The 21,754-nt window shown below is 45.6% G+C and carries 17 protein-coding genes; 12 read left to right on the top strand and 5 right to left on the bottom strand.

The window, feature by feature from the left end:
• Window positions 1–562: 562 nt before the first annotated feature.
• Window positions 563–757 carry a PAS domain-containing protein gene (locus tag QUA20_RS23850; RefSeq protein WP_333191705.1) on the bottom strand — a complete coding sequence of 65 codons (195 nt, stop codon included), beginning with the start codon at window positions 755–757 and terminating at the stop codon, window positions 563–565.
• 199 nt (window positions 758–956) lie between these two features.
• On the opposite strand from QUA20_RS23850, the gene QUA20_RS23845 reads away from it, so the two are divergent.
• The 7 genes from QUA20_RS23845 (at window position 957) to QUA20_RS23815 (ending at window position 9,245) form a co-directional block, all read left to right on the top strand.
• Complete coding sequence (locus tag QUA20_RS23845) at window positions 957–1,184, top strand: hypothetical protein (RefSeq protein ID WP_333191703.1); 228 nt, start codon at window positions 957–959, stop codon at window positions 1,182–1,184.
• A 450-nt stretch (window positions 1,185–1,634) separates the two neighbouring features.
• A complete protein-coding gene (locus QUA20_RS23840) occupies window positions 1,635–1,880 on the top strand; it encodes a hypothetical protein (RefSeq protein ID WP_333191701.1) in 246 nt (81 codons plus the stop codon).
• Window positions 1,881–1,967: 87 nt separating this feature from the next.
• A complete protein-coding gene (locus QUA20_RS23835; protein ID WP_333191699.1) occupies window positions 1,968–3,311 on the top strand; it encodes a nitrate/sulfonate/bicarbonate ABC transporter ATP-binding protein in 1,344 nt (447 codons plus the stop codon).
• Window positions 3,312–3,628: 317 nt separating this feature from the next.
• Window positions 3,629–5,365, top strand: a complete 1,737-nt coding sequence (locus QUA20_RS23830) for an ABC transporter permease subunit (protein ID WP_333191698.1) — start codon at window positions 3,629–3,631, stop codon at window positions 5,363–5,365.
• A gap of 274 nt (window positions 5,366–5,639) precedes the next feature.
• Window positions 5,640–6,524 carry an amino acid ABC transporter substrate-binding protein gene (locus QUA20_RS23825; RefSeq protein ID WP_333191697.1) on the top strand — a complete coding sequence of 295 codons (885 nt, stop codon included), beginning with the start codon at window positions 5,640–5,642 and terminating at the stop codon, window positions 6,522–6,524.
• A 153-nt stretch (window positions 6,525–6,677) separates the two neighbouring features.
• Window positions 6,678–8,075, top strand: coding sequence for a magnesium transporter (gene mgtE, locus QUA20_RS23820; RefSeq protein WP_333191694.1), 1,398 nt, complete (start codon window positions 6,678–6,680; stop codon window positions 8,073–8,075).
• Between the two features lie 246 nt (window positions 8,076–8,321).
• The gene (locus QUA20_RS23815; protein WP_333191692.1) at window positions 8,322–9,245 is read left to right on the top strand and encodes a hypothetical protein; all 924 of its coding nucleotides are present in this window, start codon (window positions 8,322–8,324) and stop codon (window positions 9,243–9,245) included.
• Window positions 9,246–9,425: 180 nt separating this feature from the next.
• Here the strand turns inward: QUA20_RS23815 and QUA20_RS23810 are convergent, their stop codons facing one another.
• Together QUA20_RS23810 and QUA20_RS23805 are read right to left on the bottom strand one after the other, a co-directional pair.
• On the bottom strand, window positions 9,426–9,944 hold the full coding sequence (locus QUA20_RS23810) for a hypothetical protein (protein WP_333191691.1): 519 nt from the start codon (window positions 9,942–9,944) through the stop codon (window positions 9,426–9,428).
• Window positions 9,945–9,964: 20 nt separating this feature from the next.
• The gene (locus QUA20_RS23805) at window positions 9,965–11,047 is read right to left on the bottom strand and encodes a ParM/StbA family protein (protein WP_172185049.1); all 1,083 of its coding nucleotides are present in this window, start codon (window positions 11,045–11,047) and stop codon (window positions 9,965–9,967) included.
• Window positions 11,048–11,369: 322 nt separating this feature from the next.
• Here QUA20_RS23805 and ftsH2 point away from each other — a divergent pair, with 322 nt between their 5' ends.
• From ftsH2 to QUA20_RS23780, 5 genes are all read left to right on the top strand, one after another.
• Window positions 11,370–13,256 (top strand): ATP-dependent zinc metalloprotease FtsH2, encoded by a 1,887-nt coding sequence (gene ftsH2, locus QUA20_RS23800; RefSeq protein WP_333191689.1) that lies wholly within the window; start codon window positions 11,370–11,372, stop codon window positions 13,254–13,256.
• 133 nt (window positions 13,257–13,389) lie between these two features.
• Window positions 13,390–13,791 (top strand): hypothetical protein, encoded by a 402-nt coding sequence (locus QUA20_RS23795; RefSeq protein ID WP_333191687.1) that lies wholly within the window; start codon window positions 13,390–13,392, stop codon window positions 13,789–13,791.
• A 147-nt stretch (window positions 13,792–13,938) separates the two neighbouring features.
• On the top strand, window positions 13,939–15,228 hold the full coding sequence (locus QUA20_RS23790; protein WP_333191685.1) for an aminopeptidase P N-terminal domain-containing protein: 1,290 nt from the start codon (window positions 13,939–13,941) through the stop codon (window positions 15,226–15,228).
• Window positions 15,229–15,486: 258 nt separating this feature from the next.
• Window positions 15,487–18,414, top strand: coding sequence for a PAS domain S-box protein (locus tag QUA20_RS23785; protein WP_333191683.1), 2,928 nt, complete (start codon window positions 15,487–15,489; stop codon window positions 18,412–18,414).
• A gap of 6 nt (window positions 18,415–18,420) precedes the next feature.
• On the top strand, window positions 18,421–19,650 hold the full coding sequence (locus QUA20_RS23780; protein WP_333191681.1) for an ATP-binding protein: 1,230 nt from the start codon (window positions 18,421–18,423) through the stop codon (window positions 19,648–19,650).
• Window positions 19,651–19,665: 15 nt separating this feature from the next.
• Here QUA20_RS23780 and QUA20_RS23775 read toward each other — a convergent pair whose 3' ends face one another.
• The gene (locus QUA20_RS23775) at window positions 19,666–20,247 is read right to left on the bottom strand and encodes an HAD family hydrolase (RefSeq protein WP_333191679.1); all 582 of its coding nucleotides are present in this window, start codon (window positions 20,245–20,247) and stop codon (window positions 19,666–19,668) included.
• A gap of 302 nt (window positions 20,248–20,549) precedes the next feature.
• Entirely contained in the window at window positions 20,550–21,677 is a 1,128-nt protein-coding gene (locus tag QUA20_RS23770; protein WP_333191677.1) for an ATP-binding protein, read from the bottom strand.
• Between the last annotated feature and the right edge of the window lie 77 nt (window positions 21,678–21,754).

Below are 21,754 nucleotides of genomic sequence, written 5' to 3'. Positions count from 1 at the left end.
TAGATTCCACCGGCAAAGAATGTTGTTCCTTAACCCCTAGCCCTCTAACTAGATTTAGAGAGGGCGATGAGCCACATCTGCTCAGATTGTAAATAGGTATTGTTTGCCAACATTGGCGACAAAACCAGTAGATTTGATGCTCGCGAACGTGACGCAGCATTTGATTCGAGCAGCAGGGGCAGTGTGGCATAAAGACCTATTTTTTAACTAAGGGGTGTTTCACTCTTGTTGCAAAGTGCTGTAAGCTCGGTTGAAGCAACCATAACAATACCCTGTAAAAAAAAAATCTTTTGTAAAGCATATAAAAGGGTTAAGGAAAAGATACAAGTGTAAACATTCCGTAATAAAATTAAGAGGGCAGAGAATTTTTATCCCACAATACGCACCTTGTAATGTCCATCTGGTTTGTTATAATTCTACACTATTCAGATGCAGCTTTTGAGACCCATTCCTACATAAAATGGTTTTCCTGTTCCCTGTTCCTAGATTTAATATGAGAGTCTAAATCCAGCCCAACAAATTGGCAGTTTGAACAGGAACCATAGCTGGGGATCGAGGGGATTTACAATAACTGGTGGCAGGTGATATTGATAGTTTTAATTAATTGTTGACTATAGCAAGGTAATAAGTTGTCAAACCAATTCTTCCCCAAAACTTCTTGGTGTGTATAACCCGTGACGCGGAAGAAGAAAGGATTTACGTAGTTAACATTTTGGGATCGATCGAGTGCGACAACGATCGACTGCACGTTATCCAATAGCGATCCCCAGCTTCGTTATTGATGATAGCAGATCGCACGGGCAAAGCAATTAGGTTATCGGCTCGGCTTTGCGATTTTGGCTGTGCCAGCTTTTTTGGGGCTGATATAGCAATCCTTGCAGGAGTGGTAAATTTTTTACCCCACCCCAACCCTCCCCGAACCCGCTGGGAGTCCGTAAGAAATTGACAAATGATTTATGATTGGTATAGTGCTGTTGCTACTTCAGCGAATTTATCTTAATCCGCGCGATTTTGAAGCAGGAGCTTTAGAAATCAAAAAAGGGCTGCCGGGGCTGTTTTGGGTTTCTTTAGATACTTTAGGGTTGATTGGGGCTGGCTATGGGATTTTCCCTTCATTACCTTTGACCAGGCGCAAAAACGGATACAACCCCCCGACTCCTGTGGTGGAGAACTCAAGATTTTAGACGAAAGTTCCACCTCCCAGATTCATCTGTGGAGTAAATCTCAAATCTCAAATCCTTCGACTCAGCGCTTACACCCAAGCCTCAAATCTCAAATCGACTGACTTTCACAGAAGCGCGATCGCATTTGACAGCCAGATTCCGCTATTTTACGCTTGGGCGATGGGAATTGATGCGATCGCAGCCCTGATTTTTGGGCGGCAAGTTCGATCGCATCGGCATCTCGGCCCTGATCTTTGCAGTGATTTTTTCTTCACTGTTTGCCCCCTTGGTATTCTTCGCAAACGGGCAGGGGCATTGCTAGAAATGATTTTATGGGGTATAGGTATGGGAGCCGAGGAATCGACTTTGAAAGCTGCCGTAGCTGGACTTGTGCCTGCCGACAAAATAGGTTCCGCCTATGGGATATTTAACACAGGCTATGGCTTATCATAGTTTCTGGGCAGTTTGGCGATGGGAATTTTGTACGATCGCTCAATTACTTGGCTGGTTGTATTTTCAGTTGCGCTCCAACTCGCTGCTATTCCCGTATTGTTCCTGGTGAAAAAGCGATCGTTTGTCACAGAAAATTGGCCGAATACTCGGCAGTCATACCATTTTCGATTTTCGATTTTTGATTTTCGATTGACAATGACTGACTGCATCATGGTTTGGGGCTTGCCTGCCGTTGTATTATTTGACGAAACTGGTATCAATTAGCTGTTATCCGTTGTCAGTTTACCAGAGTTTTTGACGGCTGATTAATGACTAATAACTAAAATTAAACAAAACATAGGAGGTTGAGTTGTGATAGTTAAAACAGCAACAGAGTGCCTCATTACCTTAGAAGGCGTTAGCAAAGCTTACCAGCAGCCCAACGGTCAAAAAATCTCTATTTTAGAGCCAATTAATTTAGAGCTGCGATCGGGCGAAATAGTAGCTTTGCTCGGGCCTTCCGGTTCGGGTAAATCAACATTAATGCGGATAATTGCCGGACTTATCCCGCCCAGCGGCGGTCGAGTTCTTTACCACAATCGTCCTTTAGTCGGCTTAAATCCTGGGGTGGCAATTGTATTTCAAAACTTTGCCCTTTATCCTTGGCTGACGGTACTAGAAAATGTAGAATTAGGCTTAAAAGCTAAAGGAGAAGTGGCAGAAACGCGCAGGCAAAAAGCCTTGCGTATGATTGACATTATTGGTTTAGACGGATTTGAAAATGCTTATCCGAAAGAACTTTCCGGCGGAATGCGGCAGCGGGTGGGATTTGCTAGAGCTTTGGCGGTGGAACCCGAATTGCTTTGCATGGATGAACCATTTTCAGCTTTAGACGTGCTGACGGCAGAAAACTTGCGGTTTGAGTTATTAGATTTGTGGCTAGAAAAGAAGATTCCGACTAAAGCTGTTTTAATCGTAACTCACGGGATTGAGGAAGCGGTAATTTTAGCCGATCGAGTTGTAGTCTTGGGCCGCAATCCGGGGCGAATTCGCGCCGAATTGACAGTGACTTTGCCGCACTACCGCGATCGTAAAACTGCGGAATTCCAAGCTCTCGTAGACCAAGTTTACAAAATTCTCACCAATCCTGACTTGAGCGACGAAACAGTGACAGAACCTGCTGAAAGTGCCGCTGCTGTGTCTCAAACTCAACCCCCTGAAAGCGCTAAATACCAATCTCTGCCGCAGGTGCGAACCGGTGCGATCGCAGGTCTGTTGGAACTCTTGGAAGACCGCAAGGAAAAAGACCTCTACCGCCTCGGTCAAGAATTAATGTTAGAGGTTGACGACATTTTGCCGATCGTGGAAGGAGCAAAATTAATGGATTTTCTGGTAATCCAAGAAGGCGACCTCATTTTAACTCCTGTTGGCATTCAGTTCATTGCCGGCGGAATTGACCAGCGCAAACAAATTGTTCGCACCCAAATTCTCAGCAATATTCGCCTCGTACAGCAAATTTCTCTAATGCTTCAGGCTAAGCGCAATCACCGCATTTCTGAAGAATTAATTTTGGATATTCTAGAAGCCCACTTTAGCCCCAAAGAAGCAATGCGGCAATTGAAAACTGCTATTGACTGGGGTCGCTATGCAGAGTTATACAGTTACGATGAGCCTGGGGGGGAAGTGTTCTTAGAAGCGGAAGAAAAAGCGGAGTAGTTATTTGCTATTTGTTATTTGTTATTTGTTAGTTGTTGGTTGTTATTTGTGATTTGTGATTTGTTATTTGTTAGTTGTTGGTATCTTAGTCTTGTTCCCAGGCTCGGCCTGGGAATACATACCCGGAGGCTCTGCCTCCAATAACCAATTAACCAATGACCAATAACCAATTAACCAATTAACCAATTAACCAATAACCAATGCCCGATACCCGATGCCCGATACCCGATGCCCGATGCCCGATGCCCGATGCCCGATGCCCGATGCCCGATTCCCGATGCCCGATGCCCGATTCCCATTCCCAATAACTAATTATTATGACAAGACCTCTAACACCCGCCAATAAAACTTTAGAAAGGTCAGCTTGGACTTGGCAAGACGGCTTGCTGATTCTAGCAATCTTCTCTCTAATTTTGGTCATTGTCCAAACAGCTTCTCAATTCAGCAGTGACTACAACCCAAATTTTCAAATTGAGACTACGCTAAATGTCTTGCCAGCATATACAGCCCAGAGTCTTTTACGCATGGCAGCAGCCTATTTGTTATCCCTCCTGTTTACCCTAGTTTATGCTTATTCTGCTTACCGCTTTCCCCTCGCCGCGAAAATTTTAATTCCCTTGTTAGACATTTTGCAGTCGATTCCTGTTTTATCTTTTTTGCCGGGAGTTGTTTTAGCGCTAGTTACTTTATTTCCAGGTCAAAGAATCGGCGTAGAACTCGCATCGATTATCTTAATATTTACTGGGATGACTTGGAATATGACCTTTAGTTTCTATCAGTCGCTTTCCGGCATTCCGCGAGAACTTAAGGAAGCTGCTCAAGTTTATCGGCTCAATGCTTGGCAGCAGTTCTGGACGTTAGAATTGCCCGCTGGTGCGATCGGACTGGTGTGGAACAGTGTCATGTCAGTAGCGGGCGGCTGGTTCTTTTTGATTGCGATCGAATCTTTTACCTTGGGTGACAAAAACTTTAATTTGCCCGGACTCGGTTCCTATTTGGGCAAGGCAGCCAATGAAGGTAATTTTGTGGCGATCGGCTGGGGTTTAGCAGTATTAATTGCTGTTATTATAGCCGTAGACTTTTTGATATGGCAGCCTTTGATTGCTTGGGCGGAAAAGTTTAAATATCAAGCCGTGGAAGCTACCAATGTACCGCAGTCAAACTTGTTGGATTTTTTGAGGCGATCCGCGACGCTGCGGGTATTGAAGTCGCGCATCTCGCCGATTAGAGACAGTTTCGATCGCGGTTTGGCAAGAGCTTTTGCACCTGCTAATTTACCAACAAATCCCAGACAAAAAAGCCGCATCGGAAATTGGATAAATTGGATATTTGTCAGCGGGTTTGCCGTCATTGTGCTTTGGGGAACTTGGGAAGCGGTGCTGCTGCTGCGGTTGCTGAATTTGTCTGACTGGCAAAAAGTCATGACTGGTGCATTTTTCACGGCTTTGCGAGTCATTTGCGCGCTATTTTTATCGCTGCTGTGGACAGTGCCGGTCGGAGTGGCGATCGGTCGAAATCCGCGTTTAGCTCAAATTTTGCAGCCATTAGTACAAATAGCAGCTTCTGTACCGGCAACCGCTTTATTTCCCGTATTGCTACTAGCTTTAATTCAGGCTGGGGGCGGCTTGCAAATTGGTTCTGTGGCGCTGATGATGTTGGGTACAATGTGGTATTTACTGTTTAATGTTATTGCTGGCGCTCAAGCCATACCTTCGGAGTTATTTGAAGCTGCCCAAGTTTACAAACTATCCCTAGTTCAGCGCTGGAAAAGTTTGATTTTACCGGGAATTTTTCCCTACTTAATCACAGGAATTATTACTGCCGTTGGCGGAGCTTGGAATGCCAGTATTGTCAGCGAATACGTGCAGTTTAAAGGTCAAATTGTTACTACAGAGGGTTTGGGAGAAACTATTTCTCAGGCGACGGCATCTGGGAATTTTCCCTTGCTTTTGGCTGCTACTTCTGTGATGTCGTTGTTGGTTGTATTGACTAACCGTTTGGTTTGGCGGCCGCTTTACCGTTTGGCAGAAGAAAAATATCAATTATTGGTTTAATTTGGGTAGTAAAATAGCAGTGAAATATAGCAGCCAAAGCTGATCGAGAGCCGCTGGAAATTATTGGATATGGCGACTTAATTAAAATAGGCGACACTTGTGTGTGGCAAAAAGCCCGAAACTTAATTTTAGAGTGTGCAGGTTGAAGTTAGCCGATCGCAGCACCCAAAACAGCCCGATCGGCCAAAATTAGACCACCAAAATATATTGACAATATGGTTTTTTTGTGTATCATGTTAAAAACCAGTAAAAGATCTATTTAGATGCCAAACTGATGAACTCAGCACTAACTAACAAAAACCTAAAAATCGCAGCATTTACAGCCATATTTGCGATATTATTCCCTGCTGTTTTACCTACAGTTGCCTCAGCCCAGACAACACTAGAAGAAATTCGGCAAACCGGAATTCTCAAAGCAGGCATCAGAAAAGACGCCCCTCCCTTCGGCTACTTAGAAGGCGAAAAATGGCAAGGAGTTTGCATCGAAGGCTTAGAATTTTTCAGAGCTGACTTAGAAAAGAAAATAAATCGCTCCGTCCGCTTAGAAAAAATAGAAACAGACCTCAACGAATCAGCCGAAAAAGGGCGCTTTCGCAGCGTTACCAGCAAGCGCGCTCACCTAGAATGCGGGCCTAATACAATCCTAAAAAATCCCCCCAGCGGGATTGCATATTCGCTGCCTTTTTTATACAGCGGCACTTATTTGTTAGTAAAGCCAGAAAACAGAGTGAGAGTCAACCCTTCTGGATTCCTGCAAGACGTGACCGTTGGCGTGCTAAGCGGTTCTCTTACTCAACAATTCATTGCAGGCCGATATCAACTAGCCAACCAGCGCATTTATGAAGGTATCGGGGGCCGAGAGTCGGGTGTAAAAGATGCGGTATCAGGAGCAATCGATGCCTTCGCTAGCGACGGAATGCTGTTAGTAGGAGAAGCTCTGAGACAGGGTTTAACTCCAAGCCAATATTCTGTTATACCGGAGCAGCCTTTAACCTGCATTTCCTACGGCATGATCTTGCCAGCAAGCGATACTGAATGGAAAGAAACAGTCAATAATTTTATTCGCAATCAAAGTTCGACGAACCTGTTGGAAAAAGTGCTCGGACGCAATTCTCCTTTCTTTCCGATGAGTGTCGCCGATCAAGATAAATGTATTTGAACCCAAATCGCGCAAGGTGCTCGGCGCGCACCAGAAAAATAGGTGTAAGATGCGGAGATTGTCAGGGCAAGTCCGATCGCTGCAACCAGTGGCGTCAATAAGCTCTAAACTGGATTCAGGAAGGCGCGCAGCACAGGTTTAGGAGGGTCATCAGTGACAGAAAAAAGTTATCAATCGTCTTCTCTACCCACCTACGCGCGAAAAGAACTGCGGGAATTAGTTCGATCGCAGTTAAGGGCCCTGTTGGAAGAAGGAGACTTTAAAGGAGCAAAAGCGATTTTGCACCCGGTGCAGGAAGCCGACATAGCTGAAGCTATCGAAGGCTTGCCAGAAACCATGCAAGTAATAGCTTTCCGCTTGCTTTCCAAAGACGAAGCCATCGCAGTTTACGAATATCTCGACTCCAGCGTTCAGCAGTCCCTGTGCGAAAAATTCAAACGCCAAGAAGTCCTCGATATTGTAGACAAAATGTCGCCGGACGATCGAGCTAAACTCTTTGACGAACTGCCGGCAATATTAGTCCGTCGCCTGTTGGGTGAATTGAGTCCGACGGAACGCGAAGCAACGGCGCAACTCTTGGGTTACGAAGCCAGTACCGCCGGCCGGATCATGACCCCGGAATACATTTCTCTGAAAGAAAGCTTTACCGTCGCCCAAGCTTTAGACCGAATTCGCTCTTTGGCTAAAACTACAGAAACAATTTATTCTCTTTACGTCACCGACGCCGGACGCAGCTTGACCGGCATTTTATCCTTGCGGGATTTAGTCACTTCCCCCCTCGACAAAACTGTGGGCGAAATTATGACCCGCGACGTAGTTTCTGTTCAAACAGGAACGGATCAAGAAGAAGTAGCTAGGCTGATCCAGCGTTACGATTTTTTAGCTGTGCCCGTTGTAGACCGCGAACAGCGCCTGGTCGGGATCATTACAGTTGACGACGCGATCGACATTTTAGAACAAGAAGCCGCCAAAGATATTTATACCTTGGGCGGCGTCCAGTCCGGCGGCGACAATTATTTTCAGACCGATTTAATTACCGTTGCCCGGAAAAGGGTCGTGTGGCTGTTTGTTCTGCTTTTAACTAATACTGTCACCGGCGCAATTATTCGAGCTCAAGAAGATATTTTGCACCAAGTAGTCGCCCTAGCAGCCTTTATTCCACTGCTGACTGGCACTGGAGGCAATGTCGGAGCTCAGTCCTCAACTGTTGTAATTCGCGGTTTGAACACTGATGAAATTACAGCAATGGGGCCGTTTCAAGTAATTGTTCGCGAGGGGATGGCGGGAGCGCTGCTAGGAGGTATATTGGGGACTGTAGCGACGGGCTGGGCTTATACTCTGCAAGGGAGTTTAGCAGTGGCACTCGCGGTGGGAGTGAGTTTGTTTGCGATCGCAATTTTAGCTTCTATTGCCGGTTCAGCTCTGCCGTTTCTATTTCGTTCTTTGGGTTTAGACCCCGCTTTAATGTCTGCTCCCTTTATTACCACCGCAGTTGATGTCCTCGGGGTCTTGATTTATTTCACTTTAGCTCGACTAATTTTGCAGATTTAATATATTTAATTAGATGGCTGTGAATAAAAAACTTAATCGGTTTTTCACCACTGCTAAACTCGGGGTCAACGTGCGATTCCATACCGGATATCTGCACGGGCGCGTACTTTATTTTTATCCGCATACTTGCACCAGTTGAAAAAAAGAATGCAACTATAGGCCCGTGCTCCAAACTCCGAGCTTCATCAGTCATTCCAAATCTAAAATCTAAAATCTAAAATCTAAAATCTAAAATGGTATTAGCCTATGTCATCATCCAATTCACAAACCAAAATCCAAAATCCCAAGTCGAGCAATTTGTTAGAAACTGCTGAAGTGGTTTTTCTTGCTGCCTCTGCTTTGGGATTGGCTGTTAGTTTGGTTTGGGGGCAGAGCGTTTATGCTCAAGTGCCTGTAGTGATTTCGTTGGTGTTAAATTTTGTGAACCGGCAGAAGTTGCACGGGCAAGTTAAAGCAAGTACGGCGGCAACGTTCGATCGCGTAAATCAACAAGGAGCTACTACCGATCGCGCGATCGAGCAATTGCAACTTGCTGTAAATGCTTTAGATGAAGCTCTTTCTAAAACATCTCGCGAAAATCTCACTGTTGGGCAGGGAGAAAATGTGCACTCTCTCATTTCAGCAATTGAGAACCTGCGCCAGCGATTAATAATTTTAGAAAAAACTATTAAAATGATTCAAAGCGAGATCGAACTCACCAGCCGCCAATTCAAACAGCGGCCGGAGTTGCAACAAGTCGAAACTTTGACAACAATAATTCTGGACTTGCAGCAGTTTATCAACGAACTGCCGCAGTGGGGCAGTTTGCAGCAGCGGCAGCTAACAGAACTTCAGCAAAAAGTAGACAATGCTTTGGCTGAGCTATCTGAAGAAATTGCTGTGATTCCCAACCGCGTGCAGGAGGCAGTAGCTAGTAGCGGGGGGGAAATTAACCCAGAGCTTGGTTCGGGTTTGAATGCCGATCGAAAGAAAGCCTATCGACCTAAAACCCAGAATGAGAAAATTCGCCAGAAATATCCCAGAGCTTATGTCAAGTGGAGTCAGGATGAAGACGAAAATTTGAAGCAAGAATATGCTAGCGGTCAACAAATTGGCGAATTAGTTCAGAGATTTCAGCGACAGCCTAGTGCCATTCGTTCGCGATTACAAAAATTAGGCTTAATCGAATAATGGGAATGGTATAGACAAAAATGAGTAAATCTAAAATCTAAAATCTAAAATCGGCAATAACAAAACGATCGCCCTTTTTTTTAAAAGAGCGATCGTTTTATTTCTTTATTCAGTACCGGCTGCCAACAGCGGGCCACTAACATTACATCTCAAGGCTTTTTAGCCTGGGTCTACCTCATTCTAGAAATCTTGGGGTAACAAAGAACTTAAACGCTCCAACAAAGGATCGGAATTCCGAGGAGGAGCAACCTCAGCATCTGACACTAAATTATCATCCGCCACAGACTCAGACTCAATCGAGCCAGGCTCTACTACTTTTGAAACTTGGGCAAAAGAAACTTGAGCAAACTTACTGTTAACACTCCCCTGCAACTGATCCAACTGCGCGCTGAGTTGACTCAGGTGATGTTCCAGTCCCTCCAAACGGCTTAATTCCTCCGCAGAAACATTGTGCTCAAACTCAGCAAATTTGACCACAAGTTCAGCAATACGCTGTTCCAACCGTTGAAAGCTCTGTGTAGAGCTAGCAGACTCAGATACAGACAAAAACTGCCACAAAGCTTGCTTGCAGAGATTGCTGAAAGTCTGATACTTCGTGAAAGCCAACTCTTTTTCAATAGCGGCCAGCAAAGTTTGATCCGCAGCATCTTCAGTAAACGCCACCGAGAAATTCGCCTTATTTTTTGCCCACAGTGCCATAGGGTTCAAGCCTTAATCCGTTACTTTATCGTGGCTAGCTGAGCCTCAGCATAAATAAACTGTCCCAAAGCATTAGCTTTCCGAGAAGGCTGAGCCAAGTGAGCCTTAAGATTGGCGTCTTTAAGCAAAGGTTGCAGCACCTCCCAGAAAAACTCGCCTCCGCCGCCAGTCAGAACCACATCCGTCACCCGTTCCGGCAGCCACTGCACCAAACGTTCGGACAGTTCGTTAGCGAAAGCCTCCCGCAAATCCTTAATAATCGGATCTAAATTAGTCGGCTTAGTCGCTCCTCTCGGACGGTAGAAACGCTGGCCTTCTGGTTTATTCACCGCTTCCAGTAAAGACAGAGATTGAGGGTCTGCCCCCGGAATCTTTGAGGCAACTTGTTCGTAGAACTTGTTCATGGCGAAGGAATCGCTCTTAGAAGCCGCGCGGGCAAACCGGAAACGATCGACCATTAACAAATCGGTAGTTTGGTGTCCGATATCGACAACAGCCACCGACAGTTCGGGCAACTCCGGCGTAAACTCCTTGTTGTCTTGAGCCTCGCACCAAATCAGGCTGCCGAAGCCTTCGGGCATCACCCAAACGTGACTGATGTTAATATCCACACGCTCGCCCCTGTACACCACAACGTGGGGAGAGCGCAGTTGGCTGATAATCTCTTCCTTTTCTTTCTCAAACTGATCCTGGGAATAAAACGGCAAACCCAGCACAACTGCTATTTCGCCCTTCATCTGGAAATATCCAGCACAGGAAAAAACCTTAACCAAAGCATCTACTACTTTCGACTGGTCGGCGCCGCCGAGATTAGCGCCAAAATCTGCAGCCAGTTGGCCTATAGCGTACCCTTTGCCCTGGTACTCCAGCCACATATCCAACAGAGGGTCTGTTGCTTTCGACTCAAAGCTGCCGCCGCGAACCTTTTCAACGGGCATAGCAGCCACGTTGGCAGGGATGAAAACAACGCTGCTGGGGTTGCGACTCACGCAGGCTTTAGTTGCCGTCCGACCCAAATCAGCACTAATAATCGATTTGTGAGAAGCGATCTTAGTCTGCTGCGTCAGCATAGCCGAATTAGGAACAAGCTGTCTAGTTGTCATTGAAATGTGTTACCTCACTGAGCCTCACCATTATCATGCCTTATCCCTTGACACTGCCACGATTAAAGACAGTGGGTTTTGCGGCGATTCTTCTAACTCTACCTAGATTGGTATCGAAATCAGCACCAAACATTATATTCGGGACGATCGCCCTTACCGTAACTAACCTAACTTTTTCTGGAGCGATCGTCGTTTAAGCTCTGTTGCCTGAGAGTGCATTGTTAAGTTAAATTTAGTTAAGATTCTGAGTGTAAACTTTTGTCGCACTTCTCCGACACCGCGATCTTACCCGATCTGTCCCCAATTCAAGGCATCCGCATTTATGAAAATTTCTTGGCGAACTATACTACTTTGGACTTTACCCGCCTTAGTCATCGGCTTTTTCTTGTGGCAGGGGGCCTTTGCCCCATCCCCCACAGAAATGACCAAGAACACCGCCAGTACCCGCCTCAGCTACGGTCGATTCTTAGATTACTTAAACGCCGGCCGAGTGACCAGCGTTGACCTTTACGACGGAGGCCGGACGGCTATTGTCCTAGCAGTCGATCCCGAACTGGACAATCACGAGCAGCGGTGGCGGGTGGACTTGCCCTCAAATGCCCCGGAACTGGTTTCTAGACTCAGAGACTCCAAAATCAGCTTCGACACTCACCCACTGCGCAACGACGGCGCTGTCTGGGGACTTTTAGGCAATCTAGTATTTCCCCTCTTGTTAGTAGGAGGGCTGTTTTTCCTCTTCCGCCGCGGTGGCAACGTTCCCGGTGGCCCGGGCCAAGCCATGAATTTTGGCAAATCCAAAGCTCGCTTTCAAATGGAAGCTAAAACAGGCGTACTGTTCGACGACGTAGCAGGCGTTGAGGAAGCCAAAGAAGAACTTCAAGAAGTGGTGACATTCCTCAAAAAACCCGAACGCTTCACCGCAGTCGGGGCGAAGATTCCCAAAGGCGTGCTGCTAGTGGGTCCTCCCGGAACCGGTAAAACCCTGCTGGCAAAAGCGATCGCAGGCGAAGCAGGCGTACCTTTCTTCAGCATCTCCGGTTCGGAATTTGTTGAAATGTTCGTCGGTGTCGGCGCTTCCCGCGTTCGCGACTTGTTCAAGAAAGCTAAAGAAAATGCTCCTTGCATCATCTTTATCGATGAAATCGATGCAGTGGGCCGCCAGCGCGGCGCCGGTATCGGCGGCGGTAACGACGAACGGGAACAAACCCTGAACCAGTTGCTGACCGAAATGGACGGTTTTGAGGGCAATACTGGCATTATCATCATTGCTGCCACGAACCGCCCCGACGTGCTCGACTCAGCGCTGCTGCGTCCGGGACGTTTTGACCGCCAAGTTAGCGTAGATACGCCGGATATCAAAGGCCGCTTGGAAATTTTGGAAGTTCACGCGCGCAACAAAAAACTGGCTCCAGAGATTTCTTTGGACGCCATCGCCCGCCGCACTCCTGGCTTTACCGGCGCTGATTTGGCTAACTTGCTCAACGAAGCTGCTATTTTAACTGCCCGCCGCCGGAAAGAAGCGATTACGATGCTCGAAGTTGACGATGCAGTCGATCGCGTGGTAGCAGGTATGGAAGGCACTCCCTTGGTGGACAGCAAGAGCAAGCGCTTGATTGCTTACCACGAAATCGGCCACGCGATCGTCGGTACAATCATTCAAGCCCACGATCCAGTTCAAAAAGTTACCTTAGTTCCTCGCGGACAGGCCCGCGGCTTGACTTGGTTCATGCCCAGCGAAGACCAAGGTTTGATTTCTCGATCGCAAATTTTGGCCCGGATTAGCGGTGCTTTGGGTGGCCGCGCAGCCGAAGAAGTAGTTTTCGGCGATGCCGAAGTAACCACCGGTGCCGGCAACGACTTGCAGCAAGTCAGCGGCATGGCGCGCCAAATGGTGACTCGCTACGGGATGTCTACCTTGGGCCCGATCGCCCTGGAAGCTCAGCAAAGCGAAATTTTCCTCGGCCGCGACTACACAGCGCGATCGGAATATTCCGAAGAAATTGCCTCTCGGATTGACGGACAAGTCCGGGAAATTGTCGATCGCTGCTACGACGACGCGCGCCGAATTATTCGCGAAAATCGCACCGTGGTCGATCGCTTAGTCGATTTGTTGATCGAAAAAGAAACCATCGACGGCGAAGAGTTGCGCCTAATCGTCTCTGAGTACACTTTTGTTCCTGAAAAAGAACAATATGTTCCTCAGCTTTAAGACTTGTTTAAAAATTAGGGACACGGCAATGCCGTGTCTTTAAAAAGTAGGGACGCAGCACTATTGCCACGTCCCTACTTTTTTATTAAACTGTCAATAATATTCAACCGCCCCTAAACGCCAATTAACGCAGATGAATACTAAATTTGCCATACATACTAAGAATTCGTCATTTTTTTTAATAGCAACTTTTATTTTTGTTTGTATCAATACTTTGAGCGCCCGCGCTGAAAAATTAAGATGTTTTGTAGATGTTTGCCTCGACCCCAGCAGCGTTGAATTAAGTAAATCGGATATTCCCGGTGCTCCTTCTTATCCAGTCAGAACTATTTTAGGAACTCAACAGTTTAGTAAGCAGAAATTGTTGGCGCAAATGGAAGTTAACTGCCAGCAGCGACAGTTTAGAACTGTCAGAGTTAGCGAAGATGGCGAAAATTGGTCTAATTTCGATCCGAGATGGACTTTAGTCGATCGCAACTCATCTTTGTCGGGGCTGGTTGACTATACTTGTCAATTGGCGATCGCAGAACAATAGAATCAATAAGTAGACCCAGAAAAAAAACAGAGCACCTATATCTTCAACATTGGGCTTGCGGGTGCAAGTCTGACAAGCAGCGCTTGAAACCGCCGAGTGTTAATATGACACTCAATCTAAAATCTAAAATCTAAAATCTAAAATCGGATGACAAACTCCACCGAATACCGGCAAAGACGCGAACAGTTAATGGCAAAAATTGGCAGCGGGACGGCGATATTTCGCAGCGCGCCCGCAGCCGTCATGCACAACGATGTAGAATACGCATACCGACAAGATAGCGATTTTTTCTACTTAACCGGTTTCAACGAAGCTGCGGCGGTAGCAGTGCTCGCGCCGCACCACGAAGAACACAAGTTTGTTTTGTTTGTGCAGCCAAAAGACTTGGAAAAAGAAACTTGGCACGGTTATCGTGCCGGAGTAGAAGGCGCTAAGGAATTGTACGGCGCGGATGAAGCTTTCCCCATCGCCGAACTTGCGGAAAAATTGCCGAAATATTTAGAAAAAGCCGATCGCATATACTATCACTTCGGGCGCGATCGTAGTTTCGACCAAACAGTCCTCAATCACTGGCAGCGCTTGATGGCAACCTACCCGAAACGCGGCACGGGCCCCACAGCAGTCGAAGATTCCAACATCATTTTACACCCGATGCGGCTGGTGAAAAGCGAAACTGAATTAGCATTAATGCGAAAAGCAGCTAATATCTCAGTTGCAGCGCACAACCGCGCCCAAGAATTCGCCAAACCTGGCAGGTACGAATACGAAATCCAAGCTGAAATAGAACATACTTTTGGCTTAAATGGCTGCACTCCCGCTTACCCTTCAATTGTTGCATCCGGTTACAATTCCTGCGTCCTCCACTACATCGAAAACAACCGACAAATGCAGGAAAACGATTTGTTGCTAATAGATGCCGGTTGTGCTTGCGACTACTACAACGCTGATATTACTCGCACGTTTCCTGTCAGCGGCAAATTTACAGCCGAACAACAGATAATTTATGACTTAGTTTTGCAAGCACAATTGCAGGCAATTAGTCAAGTATATCCGGGAAATCCTTACAGCAAAATTCACGAAACAGCGGTGCGCGTTTTGGTGGAAGGTTTAATGGATTTAAAACTTTTGGTGGGGGACATTGAAGAGATAATTAAAGAAGAGAAATACAAGCCATTTTATATGCACCGCACTGGTCATTGGCTGGGATTGGACGTGCACGATGTCGGCGTTTATCAGTACGGCGAAAATCCGCAAGTTTTGCAGCCAGGACAAGTGCTGACGGTGGAACCTGGGATTTATATTTCTCCTCATATTAAACCAGTTGAAGGACAGCCGGAGGTTCCTGAAAAATGGCGCGGTATTGGCGTGAGAATTGAAGATGATGTTTTGGTGACACTTGAGGGCCAGGAAGTCTTGACGGCGGGAGTTCCTAAATAAAGGTAGAAGGCTTTGGGTACAAGTCAATCGATTTTAGATTTTAGATTTTAGATTTTAGATTGACCCCACGGATAAATTCGGGGGGCAAGTTTCATCGGATACAGGTTTTTTATTTCTGGACGGATGAATCCCGGGGCTTGTATCCTGGATGCTTTCGGTCAAGAAAGATTGGCTACTTAAGTTGGCAGTAAAGGCTTGAGCTTTGTTAGTATTAACTAGAAAAAGCTCAAGCCCGCAACTGGCAAACCTAGAGCCATTATGTGTATTGATCCTGCCAAGATCGATCGACCTCTCGAAACCTGCGAAGCATTAGTAGCAGAGCAAAAAGCAAAAATTCGGCAACTTGAAGAGGATTTGCAGCAGCAGAGAGAATTGTGCCAGAAATTAGAAGCACAACTCAAAGCAGTCGAGAATGCTGGCTTTTCGGGTTCGGCAACTGAATTTGATATCACCGAGGACGATCGCATTCGGTTAATCGCATCTCTGGAAAAAAGCCAGGAAATGTACCGAACTCTCATCAAACATTATCCGAATGGTTCGGTGTTTTTGTTCGATCGCGATTTGCGCTATACTCTGGTTGACGGCCAAGGGTTAGCAGTAGTTGGTTTGTCCAAAGAACTGTTGGAAGGCAAAACATTGTGGGAAGTATCCCCACCAGAAGATTTGCCACTTTTTGAGACTACATATCGCGCGGCTTTGGCAGGAAAAGAGAATACTTTTGAATATAAATACGGCAATCGCGTTTATTCAACAACAATTGCTCCCGTCAAAAACAACCGGGAAGAAATTTTTGCAGGCATGGTCGTTACTCAAGATATTACCGAAAAAAAACAGGTAGAAATAGCGCGGGAAGAAATCACAAATCAGCTAGAAATTAAATATCAAAAGCGCACTGAAGACTTGAAAACAGCCAACAATCAATTGCAGGAAGAAATTATCTATCGCTGGCGCGCCGAAAAAGCTCTGCGGGAAAGCCAGGAACAGCTAGAATTGTTTTTCTCTCAATCTTTAGATGGCTTTTTCTTTATGATGCTGGACGAACCGATTAACTGGGACGATACAGTTGAAAAAGAAAAAGTTTTGGATTACGTGTTTGCTAACGGGCGGGTAACGAAGGCAAACGATGCTTTGATCGCTCAATACGGAGGTACTAGAGAAGAGTTTATTGGTAGGACGCTTTACTCTTTTTTCTCCCACAACTTGACTGGTGGCAGAGAGATAATCAGGCAATTTTTTGATGCTGGCCGAATTCACATCAAAAATGACAATCGCAAGTTTGACGGGCTTATAATTTGGGTGGAAGGCGACTATATTTGCATTTACGATTCCCACGGCCGAATCGTCGGATATTTTGGCGTGCAGCGCGATATTAGCGATCGCACAAAAGTAGAAGCGACCCTCAGAGATAGCGAAGAACGCTTTCGGGCGACCGTCGAACAAGCAGCAGTCGGCATTACCCACCCTGACCAAACAGGCCGCTATTTGCGAGTCAATCAAAAATTCTGCGATATCGTGGGATATACTGCGAGCGAACTGCTGTCCCGAACTTGGATGGACGTTACTTACCCAGAAGATATAGATGCAGATTTAGAACAAAGCAAGCAATTATTTGCCGGGGAAATTGACAGTTATAAAATGGAAAAACGCTTGCTGCGCAAAGACGGCACTGTAGTTTGGGTAAATATTACAGTATCGCTAATCAAAGAACCGCTGAGCGGGGCAATTTACAATGTAGTAGTGACAGAAGAGATTAGCGATAGAAAACAAGCTGAGGCAGCACTGAAAGAGAGCGAAGAAAGGTTCCGACAGCTAGCAGAAAACATTGAAAGCGTGTTTTGGATGTTAAACGTTCAACCCCTGGAAATTATTTATATCAGTCCGGGTTATGCAAAAATTTGGGGCAGAAGCTGTGCTGATTTGTATGCTTGCGAGCGCTTTTTTACAGAGTCCTTCCATCCAGAAGATCGCGACCGCATTATTGCTACCTTCACTAAACAAATTGAGTCTGAAGAGGATATCGAATATCGAATTGTCAGGCCGGACGGCCAAATCCGCTGGATTCACGCTCGGGCTTTTCCGATTAGAAATCAAGCTGGTCAAGTTTACCGCATCGTTGGCATTGCAGAAGATATAAGTGAAAGCAAACAGGCAGAAAAAACCATCCGTGAAAGTGAAGAACGTTTCCGCCAACTAGCAGAAAATATCCAAGATTCCTTCTGGCTGATGTCTGCTGAATTCACCGATTTATTGTATCTGAGTCCAGCTTACGAAAACATCTGGGGGCGCAGCCAGGAAGAATTATATGCCGATCCATTAAAAATGATGGAGTGGGTGCATCCAGAAGATAAACATTTGTTGGAAGAGGCAATGGGGCGAGTGTTGCAGGGCGAGTCCACCAGTACCGAATATCGGATTTTTCGGCCAGATGGCACAATGCGCTGGGTGTGCGATCGAGCTTTTTCCATTTACGACGAAGCGGGCAAAATTTACCGCATCGCGGGTATTGGCGAAGATATCAGCGATCGCAAATTGACCGAGGCCCGCATCCAAGCAGCACTCCGCGAAAAAGAAGTATTGCTCAAAGAAATTCACCACCGCGTCAAAAATAATATGCAGGTAATTTCCAGCTTGCTGCAACTTCAAGCTCAATACATTGAAGACGAAGCGATGCTAACTTTATTTGAAGAAAGCCAGACCCGAATCCATTCAATGGCTTTGATTCACGAGCAACTGTATCAATCCGAACATCTCGATCGGATCGACCTCCCCCTCTACGTCGAAAACTTAGTTGCTAATTTGTATCAATCTTTTGGGTGCGGCAACACTGCAATCCAATTCACTCTCAACGTTGACCCCATTTGTTTAAACATAGAAACAGCGATTCCTTGCGGGTTAATTATTAACGAACTGGTTTCTAATTCGTTAAAATATGCCTTTCCCCCTACCTTAGGAGGAAAAATTAATATTATTTTTTTTAAAGACAGTAATCAGCAATTTAACTTAACTATTCAAGATAACGGTCGCGGATTTCCGGAGGATTTTGACGTGGAAAATACTGAGACATTAGGATTGCAATTAGTTAAAATGTTGGCTTACCAATTAGAGGCGAGTATTGCCATTGACAGTCAGTGTGGAACTTGCTACAATCTAATTTTCAAAGAATTAAATTATCGCCAGCGCATTTAAAAAAAAATGAACCCTATAAAAATTTTGGTTGTAGAAGACGAAGTTATTGTAGCGCAAGACATAGCAGGTCGATTAAAAAAACTCGGATATGTAGTAACAGCTACAGTCTCTTCTGGAGAAGAAGCAATTCAAAAAGCTATAGAAAACCCGCCAAATTTGGTGTTGATGGACATCGTGCTTAAAGGTGACATGGACGGAGTAACAGCGGCAGAAAAAATCCGAACTAATAGGAATGTGCCGACAGTATTTTTAACAGCTTATGCCGACGATAAAACGCTGCAAAGAGCGAAACTTACAGATCCATTCGGTTACATTATAAAACCCTTTCAACAACATGATTTACGGGTGGCGATCGAGATTGCCCTGCACAGACACGAAATCGAAACCAAAATGCGAGAATCTCTCAAAGCCTCGGAAGCAGCCAGAGAGTCGCTGGAAGAAAAATCGCACCGCCAAAATCATTATATTTCAATGGCCGCTCACGAATTGCGCAACCCGCTCAACGCGATTTTAATCTCTGCGGAACTCCTAGAGATCGATCGAACTCGCAGCAGTGACGAATCCCAAGTTAGAACCCTGCGACTGGTGCACTCAGCTACCCAAAAGATGAACCAGCTAATCGACGATATGCTGTTCATGGGTAGAGCAGAAGCAGGCAAACTCAAATGCAATCCATTACCGATAAATTTAGTCGAATTTTGTCAAGAATTGCTCGCTCAATTGCAGTTAGGAAATGAAGCCAAGCACAAACTAACATTCATCCCGTCAGATGTTACCAGCGCGATTTTAGATCAACAATTGCTGCACGGCATTATTTCTAACTTAATCGTCAATGCCATCAAATATTCCCCCAACGGCGGGCAAGTCACCTTGGAATTGGAATACCGTCAAGCAGGCAAGGGAGACAAAGAAGCTATTTTCTGCTTATCTCCTCACTGTTTGTTTGGCAATTCTCAATTTATAAATAGTAACTCTCCTTTACTAATTATGCGTATCCGAGACGAAGGTATCGGAATCCCCGAAACGGAAGTAGGGAAAATATTTGAAATGTTTTACCGCTGCAAGAATACGGGAAAGATTAAAGGTAACGGTTTGGGATTAACAATTGTTAAAAAAGCTGTGGAATTGCAAGGAGGTGCGATCGCCTGCGAAAGCAAAATCGGCGTTGGTACAACCTTCACAGTCGCGCTTCCTTACCTTGCCCTTTCCTCTAAGACTCAACGAGAAACAACTTAAATACCACTACAAACACTAATCAAAGTGTTGCAAAATCCACTCAACCGCCGTCGCTAAATTTGCTGCAATAAAATCCGGTTTAGTATGATGCTGATACTCACCGCTCAACACGCTTTTCCCGTAACCAGTCTGCACCAAAATGCCAGTACAGCCGGCATTGTGAGCCATATCAACATCAGTCGCTTTATCCCCCACCATAAAACTATTCCGCAAATCCAAATCGTGTTCCCAAGCCGCCGCTACCAACATCCCCGTATTTGGTTTTCGCCAAGTCGTATACCGCGTAAATTCTGGGTTTGTTCCGCCTTCGGCTGCGCTTAAATAAGGACAGTAATAAAGAGCATCTAACTTGGCTCCTGCTTCTTTTTCTAATAGCTGACACAGGCGTTTGTGCAAAGCTTCTACGTGGCTGACGGGATTATAACCCCTCGCTGGGCCCGATTGATTGGAAACCAAACAGCAAAATATTTGTTGGTCATTTAAACGGCGTACAGCTTCAGCTATTCCGGGGATTAAATGCAAATCTTCTACTTTGTGGATGTAGCCCACTTCGATATTGAGAACGCCATCTCGGTCAAGAAATACTGCTCGTTTCATTGTTGTATTGTTTTTGATATAATATAAAACTCGGTGGCATCAGAATTGATATTACCCGCAGTCACGACACGGCAAGGCCAAAGGCGTGTCAACTTAAGCTTTTCGTCCGCTAGTCCTCCCGCCTACCCGGCAGTCCGCCAGGGAATGAATTCCCTGTCTAATAGCGAAAGTCCTCTAAAAGAGGACTGAATAATTCATTAGTCCTCTTTTAGAGGACTTCAGCTTTGAGACAGGGGTTTCAACCCCTGTCGGACTATCGGTGTAACGTTAAGTTGACTCCAATGGACACTGCCGTGTCCTCATCATGATTCTAAAATAGATTGTTTTCCCAGCCATTGGCGGAAACTATTATGATACAAACTATAGCAAATTTCTCCTCCAATTTCTTGTTTATTTAAGAACTCGATCCAATTGTCTAATGTTTTTTCAACCTCGTATTCATCCTCATCAATTATATTGGATATCGCACTTACAGACAAACCTGTTGGGGATTTTATCAAAACATTCAACACAGACAACTCGATCGCCGATAAAGCATCACCTCTCATCCGCAGCCAGTGGTTTTGATAATACGCTGCTAAACCGGGAGGAAGTTCAGAGACAAGTGAGGACTCCCCCAGATTAGCATCGGGGTGTGAATTCTCGTTAATCGCAGGTAACATCTGACTCAGATACATGAAATTGTTTTCGCTGACAGTGGCGAGTTGTTGGCAGAATTCGGGTTGAGTTAAATCCGGTGCAGTTGATAGGTATTGCTGAATGTAGTCAAGGGCATCTTCGCGATTTTGGGCGGGATAATCTCTTAAATCGAGAGTTTGAGAGGGCGTTTCAATTAACAAACCGGATTTCTCTCTCAAAAACGGGCGGCGGGCGAGGATAAAATAAGTACGATCGCCCAAATATCTCGGCAGATAAAACAGATTTGAGCTGGGAGGCTGACTGGTGCGGGCGATCGCGTCTACAGAATCAATGACTATTATCAACTTTTGGCGAGAGTCTAATTTATCGCTAATTTGCTGAAGCAACAAAGACAGAAACCAGCTCCCATCATCGGATTCGAGATTTTGAAGTTGAGATTTGAGCTTGAGAATTTCGGATGTTTCCCCATTAGCGGCAAGGTATTTGTCAATCAGTTGAGTGCAGACTGAAGCGAGAAAATCTTCAGCTCGATTTTTGCCTTCAACTGCAGCGTTGTAATAGATACTGCGAGGATGGGCCCTGACATATTGGGCGAGGATGGAACTTTTGCCGCAGCCGGGAGTGCCGACTATTGTGAAATAACCGCGGCTTTGGGTGTTCAGAAAGTCGGAAATGGCAGAAAAAACAAATTTTCGCCCTGCAAAATTCTCGGTTTTTTCTCGCAGGAGTTGCTGAAATTCCTTTGGGTAAGAATCGGTATAGATGGGAGTTATAAGAGGTGAGGAATTCATGTTAGGAATGAAAATTTAATAACATTAGCGTCTGCTAAATAGTCGGAACTGCACGATAATTCCATTTTGGTAGATAT

This window comes from Microcoleus sp. Pol7_A1, assembly GCF_036701085.1.
GTDB classification, from domain to species: Bacteria; Cyanobacteriota; Cyanobacteriia; order Cyanobacteriales; family Microcoleaceae; genus Microcoleus; species Microcoleus asticus.
Note: the sequence above shows the minus strand (reverse complement) of the source record. Positions and strands in the feature narration are given on the sequence as shown.